The organism is Flavobacterium sp. UBA7680 (assembly GCF_002482975.1).
GTDB lineage: Bacteria > Bacteroidota > Bacteroidia > Flavobacteriales > Flavobacteriaceae > Flavobacterium.
In genome coordinates, this window is the sequence record NZ_DLHA01000029.1 from 21,618 (window position 1) to 36,489 (window position 14,872).

The following is a 14,872-nucleotide window of genomic DNA, read 5'->3' on the forward strand; positions in this document are numbered from 1 at the left end:
GCATTTCAGCACAATCTTGTCATTTCGACGAAAGGAGAAATCGCACTAGTATTTCCGCACAGTTAATCGCCAATCTTTGTCGATTCTCTAGTACGATTTCTCCTTTCGTCGAAATGACAAACTGCATCTATATCTCAAAATAATTTATTTTTCATTCGCCGAATCCTCAGCATTAACATCTACTTCCTCTTCTTTTTTGAAATCATTATTCAGCAAATCGGTAAGTTTCTTTTTTTCCTTTTGGTTTTTTTTAATTGTTAGCACAACCAAAATAATAATCAAAACGGCTACAACTCCTATTACAATCCAATTAATTTCCATAATCTTAAATTTTAATTAAAAATAAAAATTTAAACTACACGCCATATTATCAAAATGTTAAGCATTATTTTTTGAACTTTATTTTACACTTTGAAGGCAGAGAAAGACATCTTTTTCATTGAGGTGAAATTAGAAAGCTTTTTGTTTTGTGAAAACTTTTTTTACATTTATAATCGTTAATCACTATCAATTATAAACTTAAAAAGCACATTTAAATACCACGTTTATGAATATTAAAATACCAGCATTACTCGCCGCGACAGCTTTATTCTTTTTTTCTTGCAACGATAAAAAAACCACAGATGACAAAGAAATACCAGCAGTTGACAAAACTGCAACGGTAGAAAATGATACAATCGAAGAAGAATCAGCTCCCAGAAAAGAAAGCATCAATTTATTTACAATTATGCCAAAAGACAGCAGCGATATTGCTTTTGTTTCGCTTTCTGACATATACCCAATTGGTGACGAAAAAGATACACTTGCTCTGCCCAATCTTGAAAAAATTGGAAAAGACAATGCTGAGTATTTTACATTTGATAAGATCTACAGAAAAAGATTTTTATCCAAAACGAATATCTCCGAAAATGATTCTGTTTTTGTATTAGATTATGCCAAAAACAAACTGGCTTCTTTTGCTGTAAAAAATCTAAAAACGGCTGCGTTGTTAAATGGATATTCTTCTGATGAAGATTGGCCTTATCACAACTATGATTATATGATTGGCTTCGAAATCAATAAAAAATATTTAAACGGTTTCAGCGAATATTATAGAGATGCTATAGTGTATGTTGGCAAAGAAAATCCGTTTTCAAAAGAACGTTTAAAGCCAATTGCCTGGAAAAAAATTGCCAAAAAAGACTATCCGGCTAAAACATTGAAAAATGAAGACCGCACTTTATTAAAAAACACATTATCAGGCAATACCTATTTATTTAAAACAGATAGTTATAATTATTTTTTACAAGACTATCTTGATGATCACAAAATAATTTATGCCAGACGTCTTTTGGTGACCGATTCTAAAACCAACGATATTATTATCGAAAAACTTTACAGTCAAAGCGAAGGCACCTCTCCTGCTCCGCTTAATTATGAAGATGGACCCGATGCCAACCAATGGACAGGAAAACTTTTTAAGGACAAACCGCAAGTTGTTTTCGGCTTTTTGTATGAATCATTTGGATGTCCGGGAATTTCAATTATCGATAAATCAAACGAAGAAATTTATCTGCAATGTGATAATCGTCATTAAGAAACCGAACAAATATTGTACAACTCAAAACCTTAAATCATGTCTGAATTAAGCTCTTTATATTGTAAAGTAAAAATCTCAAAACCACAGCTTGAAAAGTTTTTAAACAGTCCGCTTGAAGAACCGGAATTAAATAAAAACTGGATCGATTGGTGGAACAGCCGCAAAATGTATTCAAAAATGGAATTGACTCCAGAATTACTGCGTACTTATAACGACGATACTAATGAAGAAGTTATTGACGGTTGGATTGATTATCCCGAAGCAATGGCTTTTTCAGATTATGATGAAGCTGCCGAAGAATGGCATTGGGGAATGATATTTTTCAGTCAGAATTTTACAGAAATGATACCCATGTTCGCCTTTATCATAAGCCTGGAAAAATACGTGATTGAAAGTACAGAAAACCAAGCGATTGTTTTTCCTTTCTTTTGGGGAGATGATGCCGTTCATGTTTACATTTATTTTGAAGATGGAAAAGCGATATTGAGTCCAAAAGCGCAGACTTTGAAAGATGTAGATCCGAAGTTTACAGAACAGACAAAAGATTTTCTCAACAAAAAATGGGATCAGATGGCGAAAGAAATGGATTTAGATAATTTGGATTAGTGCATTTATGTATTTCGTTAAATTAAGTTATTATTATATACTTCAAACATAATCAAATGAAATTTTTCAAAAAGAAATCAATTCAAAATGAGAATAATTTTGATGACTTTCCTCCAATCGGAGGGCTTATGGTTTCTAAAATGGTTCTAGACAAAAATATGAAACCTCGATTTTTGTATCGTGTAAAAAGAACACGTCCCGAAGACAGCGGCTGGAGAGTTTTTACAGGATTTGAATCAGAAGAATACACTGACAATCCTGACAACAGCGGCATATATAATCCTTCTACCATTTTAAAAATTGACCCTTCGCTTAAAGATATCTTATTAAAAGGAATTGGTTCTGTTTATGAAAGATTAAGTGATGATTCTGGATGGTATAAAGTCACTGATTTTGATTTGGAAGATGATTATATGACTACTCACAAATTAACAGAAGAATGGACAATTGAAATCAACAACCTCTTTGAAAGAACAATTGAAGAAGATGGAACTTTATATTATACAACAGGAGACAAATCTATTAGGTTAATTATATGGAATTTACAAAAAAAGAAAGACGAACTTTATGAGGAATGCAAACATGATATTACTAATCGAGATGAAACTTTTTCTAAAACATTAGATCAATTTGAATTTTCCGATAGTCAAGTTTCAAGAATAGGATATCTGATACAAGAAAATGACGAAGAAAAAATATATAATGTACTTTTTGGTTTTACTATAATTGATAAAGAAGTACTTCAAACCGCTTTTTATTTTGATGAGGAAGAAGATTTCGATTGGGCAATCAATACATGGAAAAATATAAAATTACAAACATTGTAACATTTGAAACTGTAAATATAATCCCTACGGGATATTATTTGGGACGCGTTTACATTATATCTACCGATATGTAACTCCTAACGGAGTATTTCGCAACAATTAAATCGGCAGAAAATATTGGTAGAATTTTGTGTATGATATCTATTCATTAAAATCTAATTTTAAAAACTCCGTTAGGAGTTACATATCGGTAGAAAAAACATTACACACACAAACATTTGTCCCGTAGGGACTTTATATCTCAATAGAACGGATTTGTAACCCACAATATCATTAGATTAGATTAATAAAGAAAGAAAGAAGTTTTTACAAATTTGTATTATCAACTTTAAGCTTTTCAACTTTTTTCGCTTCCTTTATTTTCTTTTTTTCTTCTTTCATTTTTCTTTTCGTCTCTGCAACAATTCTTGCATGTTGACGATTTATATTAAACGCCCAAATAAAGCAAATGAACCAGCCTAATATTGTCCAGGCGGTAAATATATTTAAGATTAATAAATATTTACTATTTTTCTTTTTCCAGCAGATTATTGTAGGTATAAAATAAACAAACAGAATAACCATTCCGGCCATTAATTTTCCAACTGTTATATCGTTGTTTTCGAACGGAAGACTGCTTTCACCAATTTGCATACCATGAACAAATATGGTAAAAATTAAAGCTGTAACAATAAAAATATTCTTTCTTTTCATTTATTTAAACGCAAATATTACCTCAACAAAAACCCCATTCTAATCGACCCAAAAAAGTATCCCGTATTCGTATCATTAACATCGCCTTCTAATTCCCTTCCGCGATAAATAAATGAATACGACATATTGAAGTTATTGTGTCTGTATTTCAAACCAAACTCGGCATTGAAACGAAGCGGAACCAGATCGAAAGTTATCGGACTTGTATCGTTAAACATACTGCCTTCGATCGTCGCATCATAAAACTGATAATTTACACTTGGCATCGCGTAGAAATAAAATTCTCTAATATTTGGCTGCTCATTTGCACTTACCGAAGCATCGTGAAGATTGGAATCGTAAATTGGAGTCAGTCTCTTGAAACCAATTCGGGTTAAAAATCCAGTTGAAACTCCTGTAAAAATAGTTCCCAAATTTGCTTCAGACTGAAAATGAAGATCTATAAAATCGTTATGTTTTGATGGAAATAATTTCTTCGAATACATAACATGCGCCTGAACGGCAAGAGCATTATGAAGCTGATTGTCCCAGCCGTAAACTGTTTTATAGCCAATAAGTTTATGAAAACCTTCCTGCGTTTCTTCTCCAAAAGCATTCGGTCCCATATATCCCAATTGAAAATCAGTCTTTAAAACCGATTCGCTTTGATAGAAAAAGCTTCGTCCAGCTTCTGCAAAAAGATAACCTGTAAAAGGACGATCGTTTACATCAACCGCTTCTTTATTAATAAATCTCGGATTATAGATATATTGCCCAATCCTAAATTCGGTTATTTTTTTATTGATTTTTTCGTTTTCATTCTTAGATAAAAATCGGTAAAAAATCTCCAAACCATTGGTATAATACATGTCGTTTTTAGACGAAGTATATAAATCATTGTCGGTTATAAAACCTATTTCTTTAGTTTTTCCTTGTCCAAAAGTTAACGTTGAAGTCAAAATCAGAAAAGCAAAAAATGCTTTTTTATTTACCATCCCCGCTATAATTGATTTTCCCTACGTAACGCATCTCGCGAACAATTCTTTCTTTTCTTCTGTTAATATAACTTGACGAACCTGTAGCTTTAAATTTTCTCGGATTTGGCAATATCGCCGCAATTCCTGCAGCCTGCATTGGCGTTAAACTCGAAGCATCTCTGCGATACCAATGTTCTGTTGCTGCATACGCGCCATAAACTCCGTCGCCCATTTCTATACTGTTCAGGTAAACTTCCATAATGCGTTCTTTACCCCAGATGATTTCTATTAAAACAGTAAAATAAGCTTCCAAACCTTTACGGAAATAACTTTTCCCCTGCCATAAAAAGACGTTTTTTGCCGTTTGCTGCGAAATCGTACTTCCACCGCGAATTCGGCGTCCGCGTTCATTGCTTTTATAGGCTTTTTGCAGCGCTTTAAAATCAAAACCATTATGCGTTAAAAAAGTTCCGTCTTCACTCGCGATTACGGCTTTTTGTAAATTCATGGAGATTTTATCAATTGGTTCCCAATCGTGATCAAAATAAACTTCTTTTCCGTCCATTTTATTTTCAATCGCCCGAATAAGCATTAAAGGCGTAAAAGGCACGGGAACGTATTTAAAAAATATAACCGATCCTATCGAAATTCCGAAAAACCACAATACAGTTTTAATCAAAAACCATTTTACCTTTTCTCCAAAAGAACGGTTTGATTTCTTTCCAGACGTTTTTGGTTTTGGTGTACTTGCGGTTGTTGTTTTTTTTGGTGCTGGTTTCTTCGCTGCTGCCATTATATTAAATCTGCTAATTCTGTTCCTACTAAACTGCCTATCGCTACTCCCATTCCGCCTAAACGCACTCCACAAAACACGTTTTCAGACAATTGAGAAACAACAGGACTTTTACTATTTCCAATTCCCATAATACCACTCCAACGGTGCGCGATCTGGAAATCCTGATTTGGTAAAATTACATTTTTAAGCAACTCTTCCAATTTATTTTGAACAATTTCTGTCTGACCAAATTCGGTTGTTGTTTCCGTTTCAAAATCTAAGTTTCGGCCTCCGCCAAATAAAATTCGGTCGCCAATATTTCTGAAATAATAATAACCTCGGTCTAAATGAAAAGTACCTTTTATATCCAGATTTTTAATAGGCTCTGTAATTAAAACTTGTGCCCGCGCGGGTTTTACCGCTCCGTTTGTCAAAGTATTTGCAAAACCATTTGTAGCAAAAAGTAATTTATTAGTTTTAAAACTAAAATCGTTCAGCACCACTTCAACATGGTTTCCGGCATCAGAATAAGAAGTTACGGTTTGCTGATTCAAAATTAAAATATCTGCAGATACGGCTTGCTTCAATAATTCCTGCATCATATTTCCGGTATCGATTTGTGCTTCAAACGGATTAAAAATTAAATAATCCTGAATATTTCCAAATCCAAAACGGTCCGTTTCTTTAGAAAAAACATCGGCCTTAAAAAGCGGTTTTAAAATTTCGTTTATAAAAGGCAGTTTCGAAATACATTCGCTAAATCCAAATTCATCTTCTTTCAAAAACAATTCATATCCGCCGTGAGGTTTAAAATCAATTGCTTGATCGCCTAATCTTTTTCGGAGTAACTGCAAACCTTTCCAACGTTTTTCGATAAGCGCCACAACATCTTCTTCTGAATGCGTTTTTAAATCATCTAAAATTTCAGAAAGACTTCCGAAACAGGCAAAACCAGCATTTTTTGTACTCGCGCCTTGTGGCAGCATTCCTCTTTCGAGAACCAAAATTTTGGCGGCAGGAAATCTTTCACGTAAGCGTAAAGCAGTGTGCAGACCAACAATACCGCTGCCCACAATTGTATAATCAATATCTGTGAACCAGTTTTTTAGTTCCCAATAACTTAGTTCCATATCTTTATTAAATTCCAATATTTAAATTACAAATTCCAATCTTGGGTTAAATTACAAATTTTTAAATTCCAAATTCCAAACTTTGCTGTTGATTTTTTAATAGCTGCATATTTTTATTATCAAAAAATAATTCGTGAATTCGTGGCGAATAAAATTTTAAAGACAAGGCTTTTGGAATTTGGTATTTAAAAGATTGGAATTTTAACAATAAATTGGAATTTGAAATTTAACTAATTGGGATTTAAATGTTGTATTTTTAGCGCACAAAAAAATAGAATTTTTATTATGAAAAAAGTATTATTAACAACCTTAATAATGATGAGTTTAAACGCTATCGGGCAGAATGTTATGTCTCCGGAATTGTTATGGAAATTAGGCAGAGTTACTCCGCTTGGAATTTCTAAAGATGCAAAAAATGTAGTTTTTAAGGTTTCAACGCCTTCTGTAGAAGAAAACAAATCGCACTCTAAATTTTACACTATTCCTGTAAACGGAGGAAATACAATTGAAATTAAAGACACAAAAGACGTTTTAGCAGATAAAAATGTTTCGCCAGACGGAAAATATTTAGTTTATAATGAAGAAGTAAAAATCGACAATGTTTTAGGTAAAGATTTTTATCCGAAGTTAGACAAATCTGATGCTCAAATTTATGATGGTTTAGATTACCGTCATTGGGATACCTGGAACGAAGGAAAATTTAATCACGTTTTTTATAAAGAAAACAAAGACGGTGCAAAAGGAATTGACATTTTAAAAGGTGAAACTTTTGATTCTCCGCAGAAACCTTTTGGAGGTGACGAAGATTATATCTGGTCGCCAGACAGCAAAAGTATTTTTTATGTGTGCAAGAAAAAAGCAGGAACGGCTTATGCAGTTTCTACAAACACGAATATTTATGAGTACAACTTAGAAACTCAAAAAACGACAAATAAAACCGAAGATAATTTAGGTTACGACACGGCGCCACAATTTTCTCCAACAGGAAATTTATCTTGGCTGCAAATGAAACGTGACGGTTACGAGTCGGATAAAAACGATATTATTGTTGAGTTTAAAGGAATCAAAACGAACTTAACAGCAAATTGGGACGGAATTGTAGATAATTTTATCTGGAGTAAAGACGGAAAAACGGTATTTTTTGTTGCGCCAATTGACGGAACAAAACAGCTTTTCTCTGTTAATTTTCCGGGTTTAACTAAAATCGCGATTCAAGTTCGTCAGTTAACAAACGGTGATTTTGATGTAAATGATTTAGTTGGTTTTTCTGGAGATGATATCATCGTTACGAGAACAGACATGAATCATGCTGGTGAGATTTTTTCTTTTAATTTGAAGAAAAACACTTGGAAACAATTATCAAACATCAATACTGAAACATACAAAACTTTAGCATTAAGCAAAACAGAAAAACGTTACGTTACGACAACTGACGGTAAAAAAATGCTGGTTTGGGTTATTTTACCTCCAAACTTCGATGCTTCTAAAAAATATCCAACTTTATTGTTCTGCCAAGGCGGACCTCAAAGTGCATTGACACAATCGTACTCTTTCCGTTGGAATTTCTCTTTAATGGCGGCAAAAGGTTATGTAGTTGTGGCACCAAACCGTCGCGGAATGCCAGGACATGGTGTTGAGTGGAATGAGCAGATTAGTAAAGACTGGGGCGGACAAGTTATGGACGATTACCTTTCTGCAATTGATGATGTTGCAAAAGAAAGTTATGTTGACAAAAGTCGTTTAGGTTGCGTTGGAGCAAGCTACGGAGGATATTCTGTATTTTATTTAGCAGGAATTCACAAAAACCGTTTTAAAACTTTTATCGCTCACGATGGAGTTTTCAACACGGTAAGTATGTTAGGAACTACTGAAGAAGTTTTCTTTAACAACTGGGATTTTGGCGGACCTTATTGGGAGAAAGATAATGCTGTGGCGCAAAAAGCGTATACTACTTTTAATCCTGCAACTTTAGTTCAAAACTGGAATAAACCAATTTTGATTTTTCAGGGAGGAAAAGATTTCCGTGTGCCAATTGGACAAGGACAAGAAGCTTTCCAGGCAGCGCAGTTAAGAGGAATCAAAAGCCGTTTTGTGTATTTCCCAGATGAAAATCACTGGGTTTTAAAACCACAAAATGCTCAGGTTTGGCAGGGAGAATTCTTTAAATGGCTGAACGAAACGCTTTAAATCATAAAATTAAAATAAAATAACCGCAGCATTATTTATATAATCTGCGGTTATTTTATTTTTAAAACCTTTGAATTATGTAAATATTTGATTTGCATTTACTTTTCTTAAATGGAAATTTTAAATAAATTGCAGGGAATTGTAATTTTAGTAAACTTCGTAAACGCCAAATAAACACTATGGAAAGCAAAAAAAGTTATACAGCACTTAAGGTTTTATTCAGTTATGTTGCATTACTTGCTTTGGTGGTTACTGTGGGGTGGTTTCTATATTCTGAAAATGTGGTTTACAATAAACTCGAAGATAAAATTGCTCAGGAAAAAACTAAAATTCTCCGCGTAAGTAAATTGTTTTCGAATGTTTATAAAACAGAGAGTTTAGCGAGGAAAACGATTCAAACCAATTCTGAAACTGATTTTAAAAGTTACCTTATCGAAACCGATTCTTTAAAAGCCAGAATTGATACTTTAAAACAAATCGTTACTACAGAATATCAGAAAGTTTTATTGGATAGTGTTACGTATTTATTATCTGAAAAAACAGAAAATATCCGACAATTAAAAACGATAAAAAATAAAGCCGAAGACGAAGTTTCGGTCAATAATGCTATTGACGAAATTACCAAAATGGAGTTTAATCTTCGAAAACTGGAACTTCAGGATTTTACCAAAAACCCAAATGAATTAGGAAATTATCAGCGAAATGTACTGCAGAAATATGTGGATTATTTAAATCAGAATATTCCGGATGACAGCACAAATACGTTGAGTAAAAAAGCTTCGGATTCTATTTTGGCGAATTCTAAAAAACTGCTTAGTAACGTAAAATTAAAAGCTGAAAAGAAAAAAGAAACGCTGAATTTTGAGGAAAATAAATTGCTGAAAAATGAAATTGCCATTTCTGAACAGCTACGAAAAGTACTTCGAATTATCGAAAGGGAAATTATAATCAATTCGATAAAGAACAACTCTTTAAAAGAAAAATCACTTAAAAAAGTCAACGAGATTGTAACGGCTTCGGCAATTGCAGGTTTAATTTTGACTTTGTTTTTTTCTGTTTTAATTGTTAGCGATTATTCTAAATCTCAGGTTTATAAAAAACAGCTTGAAATTGCGAATTTCAAAACCAAGAATTTATTAAAAAGCCGCGAACAGTTAATCTCGACAGTAAGCCACGATTTAAAAACGCCTTTGAGTACTATTGTGGGTTATTCTGAACTTTTAGGAAATTCTGATGTGAATACAAAACAGTCGTATTTCATTAAAAACATCAAAAATTCATCTGAATATATTACGCAGCTAGTTCAGGATTTATTGGATTTTTCGAGAATTGAAGCTGGAAAAATCACGATTGAAAAAGTTCCGTTTTATCTTCCAGAACTTATTGAAGATACGGCCAGAAATATTCAAACGGTTTACAAAGAAAAAAACATTGATTTAATTATTAATGTGGATGACAAACTTCATACAAGAGTTGTTGGAGATCCGTTTCGACTGAAACAGATTTTGACGAATATTATTGGGAACGCTTATAAATTTACTGAAGAAGGCCATATCAAAATCAGTTCGTATGTGAGTGAAAACGAAAACTTCTTTATTATTACAATTGAAGATACGGGAATTGGAATTGAAAAAGGAAATCAAAAATTAGTTTTTGAAGAGTTTGCTCAGGCGAATGAAAATATCGAAAAGAAATACGGCGGAACTGGCTTAGGACTTTCCATCTGCCAAAAAATAATTTCGTTTATGGGCGGAAGAATAAGTCTCGAAAGTACTTTTGGGAAAGGAAGTACGTTTGAGATTAAAATTCCTTTAATTCTGGATCAAAGCGAAATTACGGTTGAAGAAATAAAAAGAAGCATTGCCCGAAATACGAAAAAGCAGACTTTCGTTGTAATTGACGATGATATTAACTTGCTGAATTTAACGAGCGGTGTTTTAAGACAGGAAGAACATCAGGTTTTATCTTTTAGCAATGCTGTAAAAGCACTAGAAGCGATCCAGAATACTAATTTTGATTTTGTGATTACTGATATTCAAATGCCGGAAATGGACGGTTTTATGTTTTTGAAAAGTCTTCGAAATTCTGAAAAAGGCATTTATAAAAATCAGCCTGTAATTGCCTTAACCGGAAGAACAGATTTAGATGCTGCCGTTTATACCGAAGCCGGTTTTACAACCGTTGTAAATAAACCGTATTCGCCTAAAATATTACTCGAAACGATTCAGCATATTCTGGATAATGATACTTTACCAAAAGCTGCCATAAATGAAATTGAAGAAACCGTTTCTTCTAAATTGTATACTTTAGAGACTTTAAAGGAGTTTTTAGGCAATGACCAAAATGCTTTAAACGATGTATTAAAAGCTTTTATAATAAGCAGCAACGAAAATTTAGATTTGCTTGAAAATGCTATTGAGGAAAAAAATGTTCCCGAAATAAATTCTATAGCGCATCGTATTGCGCCCATGTTTAGACAAATAGAAGCGCGCGATATTGGCATTCTATTAAAAACACTGGAACAAAATAATCTTGAAATTGCAGATTCGAGAGATATTTTTGAAGCTCTTAAAGCAAAAACAAACAAACTTTTTGAAGCTTTAGAACAAGAAATCGTTTAATCAATATTGTAGTGCTTTAATTTATTGTAAAGCGTTTTTCTGGTAATTTTAAGCAATTTCGCCGCCTCCGATTTATTATTCTGCGTTCTGTTCAAAGCTTGAATTATGGCTTCTTTTTCATTATCTGATAAAGAAAAACTACCGCTAAAACCGGCTTGTTTCTGAGATTGAAAAAATTCAATTGGCAAAACATCGCTTTCAATAAAATCACCTTGCGTTAAAAGTGTTGCGCGTTTTACACAGTTTTGTAGTTCCCGTAAATTTCCCGGCCAGTTGTAATTTTGAAAAATAGTAACTACTTCCGGAGAAAATCCTATGATATCTTTATTTAATTGCTGATTGGCTTTTTCAAGGAAATAATCGGCAAAAACCATTAAATCTTCGTCGCGGTCTTTTAAAGATGGAGACTGAATAGAGAATTCATTGATTCTATGGTATAAATCTTCTCTAAAATCGCCATTTTTTACTGCCTCACGTAAATCTTCGTTTGTGGCTGTAATAATGCGGATATCGACGTTTATTTCTTTATTGCTTCCAACAGGTTTAATTTTTCTTTCCTGAAGTGCACGCAATAACTGAATTTGGTTTTCGTACGAAAGGTTTCCTATTTCGTCCAGAAAAAGAGTTCCGCCGTTTGCAGCTTCAAAATATCCCATTTTGTCGCTGATTGCTCCGGTAAAAGATCCTTTTAAATGTCCGAAGAATTCGCTTGCTGCTAATTCTTTTGGAATGGCTCCGCAGTCGACTGCAATAAAATTATTGTTTTTTCTATGACTTTGCTGGTGAATACTTTTCGCAATAATTTCTTTTCCTGTTCCGCTTTCGCCGATGATTAAAACCGACATATCTGTTGGGCTTACCAATTGAATATGATCTAGAAGTTTTTTTGAAGCGACAGAAATTCCACGTACAAATTCATTTTCGGCAGAAACGGGTTTCTTTACCGATTTTTTTTGTTTAACCGGAGCTTCATTTTCTTCTTCAATTCCTGAAGTTTTCAATGCATTTGTAATGACCAATAAAACCTCATCTGGATTAAAGGGTTTCGAAATATAATCGGCCGCACCATTTTTAATTGCTTTTACAGCCGTATTAACATTAGAATATCCCGTCATTAAGATTACCGGAATTTCCGGATATGAATTTTTAATCTCAGACATTAGTACAATTCCGTCAGAATCAGGCAAGCGAAGATCTGTCAAAATCAAATCGAAAGATTCGTTTTTGATTGCCGATCTGGCTTCTGACGCAGAAAATGCGATGCTTACTTCGTATTGGTTTTTTACTAGAAATTTTTCTAATAATTTACAAAACGAAATATCATCTTCTATTACTAATATCTTTGACATGTGATTGGAGGGACTTTTTTGCTAAAATAATACTATTAAAGTTATAATTTCTTAAAATTATGCGAAAAAAAAAGAGATTGCACAATGCAATCTCTTTTTCACCAAAAACATAAATCTAATTTCACCTAATTATATCTTCAACCAGTTGCCATTGACATCTGAATACACAGTAGCCTTTTGGTCACCAACCGATATTTCTAATTTGTATTCTTTTTTATCATTAACATACGCTTTTTCCAGTTTTGCATTTGGATAAGCGGTTTGCAGAGCAGTCTTTACAGCTGCCGGAACAACATCTGTGCTAATTTCAGTATATTCTGTTTGTACAGAAACTGTCGTTTTTACTTTATTTGGAGTTATCTCTGCTATTGCAGGAATTGATAAGCATCCTAAAAGAATAGCTGCTGAGATGGCTAACTTTTTCATATTGCTCTGTTTAATTATTTTTTAATGATATTTCCTGAAGCATCAGTAAAAAAAGTATATTTCTTACCTTCTTTTGAAATTTCAAGTTTGTACTCGTCTTTAGCATTTTTCCATGCTTTTTCAAGTTTAGAACCTACAAACGATTTTTCAATTGTAGATTTTACAGCTGCCGGTACGGCATCTGCTGCAACTTCAGTATATTCATCCTGAATATTTACTGATTTAACTACTGAATTTGATTCTGATGGAGTTGCTGCCTGAAGAGACAAACCTCCTAAAATAATCGCTGCTGATAAGATTAACTTTTTCATAATGCTTTAAGATTTAGAGTTATTATTTTTTAAGAATAGTTCCTGCGGCATCAGTATAAACGATTGATTTTTCGCCTCTTACTGTAACCTCAATTTTATATTCTTTTTTCGAATTCACATAGGCTTTATCCAATTTTACACCTGGATAAGCTTCATCAAGTGATTTTTTAATCGCAGCTGGAACAGCGTCGACTTCTTTATAATCATCCTGATAGTTTATTGTGTTTACTGTAGTGGTGGTTAAAACAGTATTTTCTGCTTGCATTGACAGTCCTCCTAACAGGATCGCTGCCGATAATATTAGCTTTTTCATAATAATAGTTTTTTAGGGTTAGCTTTTTATTTTTTTACCCAAGATCCATCGGCGTTAGCATAAAGAGAACCTACTTTGTCTCCCACTGTTACTTCTAATTTGTATTGAGAAGCACTGTTTTTGTATGCTTTAGTAAGAACTGCGTCTGGATATGCTTTTTTAAGTGCATCAGTTACCGCTGCCGGAACTTCTGTTACTTTAACTTCAGTATAATCATCTTGAAATGATACTGCTTTTACTATTGTATTTGTAATTGGCGAAGTTGAAGCAAATGATGTTAAACCTCCCAAAACGATTGCGGCTGATAAAAATAAATTTTTCATGATAATTATTTTTTAATATTCTTAATTTAATCTTAGTATTCTTAATTTGGATTTTCACGGTACAGAGGATTATTTTTTAATCCAGGTTCCATCAGCATTAGCAAAAAGATTTCCTACCTTTTCACCTACAGTAACATCCAATTTATATTCTGACTTTTCATTTTTGTAAGCTTTAGTAATTACTGCGTCAGGGTAAGCTTTTTTCAAAGCTTCAGTAATTGGAGCTGGTAATTCTTCTAATTTAATTTCAACATAGTCGTCTGCAACTGAAACAACTTTTACAATAGAATTCGTTATTGGAGAAGTTGAAGCAAATGATGTTAAACCTCCTAAAACGATCGCGGCTGATAAAAATAAATTTTTCATAATGTGTATATTTTAAATAGTTAATAGTTTGTTTACACTTTAGATAAAGAAACTATTGTGCCGAAAACCAAATACCAACCTTAAAACCTGCTTAAAGCCTATAAATAAAGGAATTACTTAAAATGTGCCAAAAATTAAAAGAGTGTAAAAGTGTATACTTTGAGGTAGAAGTGTGTAAAAAGTATACACTTATTGTGCATACTTCGCTATTTATCCTTTTGCTTAAACTGGACTGAAGTCCAGCTCTACAATATAATTTGTTCCTTCGGAACTTTAAAGAGCCTTCGGCTCGAACTATATTGTAGGGCCGGATTTTAATCCGGTTTAGTGTATAGATATAAAAAACTGAAGTCCAGCTCTACAATATAATATGTTCCTTAGAAACTTTGAAGAGCCTTCGGCTCGAACTA

At 33.1% G+C, this 14,872-nt stretch carries 16 protein-coding genes; 5 read left to right on the plus strand and 11 right to left on the minus strand.

The window, feature by feature from the left end; genetic code table 11:
- Positions 1-144 precede the first annotated feature (144 nt).
- Complete coding sequence (locus tag B3C18_RS12275) at positions 145-321, minus strand: hypothetical protein (RefSeq protein ID WP_291147065.1); 177 nt, start codon at positions 319-321, stop codon at positions 145-147.
- A 226-nt stretch (positions 322-547) separates the two neighbouring features.
- Here B3C18_RS12275 and B3C18_RS12280 point away from each other — a divergent pair, with 226 nt between their 5' ends.
- The 3 genes from B3C18_RS12280 to B3C18_RS12290 are packed head-to-tail and all read left to right on the plus strand — an operon-like array spanning position 548 to position 3,012.
- Positions 548-1,576 carry an oxidoreductase gene (locus B3C18_RS12280; protein ID WP_291147066.1) on the plus strand — a complete coding sequence of 343 codons (1,029 nt, stop codon included), beginning with the start codon at positions 548-550 and terminating at the stop codon, positions 1,574-1,576.
- A gap of 39 nt (positions 1,577-1,615) precedes the next feature.
- A complete protein-coding gene (locus B3C18_RS12285; RefSeq protein ID WP_291147071.1) occupies positions 1,616-2,185 on the plus strand; it encodes a hypothetical protein in 570 nt (189 codons plus the stop codon).
- Positions 2,186-2,241: 56 nt separating this feature from the next.
- Positions 2,242-3,012, plus strand: a complete 771-nt coding sequence (locus tag B3C18_RS12290; protein ID WP_291147072.1) for a DUF2185 domain-containing protein — start codon at positions 2,242-2,244, stop codon at positions 3,010-3,012.
- 306 nt (positions 3,013-3,318) lie between these two features.
- Here B3C18_RS12290 and B3C18_RS12295 read toward each other — a convergent pair whose 3' ends face one another.
- The 4 genes from B3C18_RS12295 to B3C18_RS12310 are packed head-to-tail and all read right to left on the minus strand — an operon-like array spanning position 3,319 to position 6,566.
- Positions 3,319-3,705 (minus strand): superinfection immunity protein, encoded by a 387-nt coding sequence (locus B3C18_RS12295; RefSeq protein ID WP_291147073.1) that lies wholly within the window; start codon positions 3,703-3,705, stop codon positions 3,319-3,321.
- A gap of 17 nt (positions 3,706-3,722) precedes the next feature.
- Positions 3,723-4,679, minus strand: coding sequence for a lipid A deacylase LpxR family protein (locus B3C18_RS12300; RefSeq protein WP_291147076.1), 957 nt, complete (start codon positions 4,677-4,679; stop codon positions 3,723-3,725).
- Positions 4,669-5,454: a monofunctional biosynthetic peptidoglycan transglycosylase gene (gene mtgA / locus B3C18_RS12305; RefSeq protein WP_291147077.1), complete on the minus strand. Its 786-nt coding sequence runs from the start codon at positions 5,452-5,454 to the stop codon at positions 4,669-4,671. Before mtgA ends, B3C18_RS12300 begins: the two co-directional genes overlap by 11 nt.
- Positions 5,454-6,566 (minus strand): NAD(P)/FAD-dependent oxidoreductase, encoded by a 1,113-nt coding sequence (locus tag B3C18_RS12310; protein ID WP_291147078.1) that lies wholly within the window; start codon positions 6,564-6,566, stop codon positions 5,454-5,456. The genes mtgA and B3C18_RS12310 overlap by 1 nt, the downstream gene beginning before the upstream one ends.
- A 285-nt stretch (positions 6,567-6,851) precedes the next feature.
- Between B3C18_RS12310 and B3C18_RS12315 the strand changes: the two genes are divergently transcribed.
- Together B3C18_RS12315 and B3C18_RS12320 are read left to right on the plus strand one after the other, a co-directional pair.
- Positions 6,852-8,753, plus strand: coding sequence for a S9 family peptidase (locus tag B3C18_RS12315; protein ID WP_291147080.1), 1,902 nt, complete (start codon positions 6,852-6,854; stop codon positions 8,751-8,753).
- A 179-nt stretch (positions 8,754-8,932) separates the two neighbouring features.
- The gene (locus tag B3C18_RS12320; RefSeq protein ID WP_291147085.1) at positions 8,933-11,374 is read left to right on the plus strand and encodes an ATP-binding response regulator; all 2,442 of its coding nucleotides are present in this window, start codon (positions 8,933-8,935) and stop codon (positions 11,372-11,374) included.
- On the opposite strand, the gene B3C18_RS12325 is transcribed toward B3C18_RS12320, so the two are convergent.
- The 6 genes from B3C18_RS12325 to B3C18_RS12350 form a co-directional block, all read right to left on the minus strand.
- Positions 11,371-12,723 (minus strand): sigma-54-dependent transcriptional regulator, encoded by a 1,353-nt coding sequence (locus tag B3C18_RS12325; protein WP_291147092.1) that lies wholly within the window; start codon positions 12,721-12,723, stop codon positions 11,371-11,373. The genes B3C18_RS12320 and B3C18_RS12325 overlap by 4 nt on opposite strands.
- A gap of 129 nt (positions 12,724-12,852) precedes the next feature.
- The gene (locus B3C18_RS12330) at positions 12,853-13,149 is read right to left on the minus strand and encodes a hypothetical protein (protein WP_053473298.1); all 297 of its coding nucleotides are present in this window, start codon (positions 13,147-13,149) and stop codon (positions 12,853-12,855) included.
- A 14-nt stretch (positions 13,150-13,163) separates the two neighbouring features.
- Complete coding sequence (locus B3C18_RS12335; RefSeq protein WP_291147100.1) at positions 13,164-13,460, minus strand: hypothetical protein; 297 nt, start codon at positions 13,458-13,460, stop codon at positions 13,164-13,166.
- A gap of 22 nt (positions 13,461-13,482) precedes the next feature.
- A complete protein-coding gene (locus B3C18_RS12340) occupies positions 13,483-13,773 on the minus strand; it encodes a hypothetical protein (protein ID WP_056208572.1) in 291 nt (96 codons plus the stop codon).
- Between the two features lie 26 nt (positions 13,774-13,799).
- The gene (locus tag B3C18_RS12345) at positions 13,800-14,096 is read right to left on the minus strand and encodes a hypothetical protein (RefSeq protein ID WP_291147105.1); all 297 of its coding nucleotides are present in this window, start codon (positions 14,094-14,096) and stop codon (positions 13,800-13,802) included.
- Positions 14,097-14,165: 69 nt separating this feature from the next.
- Positions 14,166-14,462 carry a hypothetical protein gene (locus B3C18_RS12350; RefSeq protein WP_291147106.1) on the minus strand — a complete coding sequence of 99 codons (297 nt, stop codon included), beginning with the start codon at positions 14,460-14,462 and terminating at the stop codon, positions 14,166-14,168.
- Positions 14,463-14,872 lie beyond the last annotated feature (410 nt).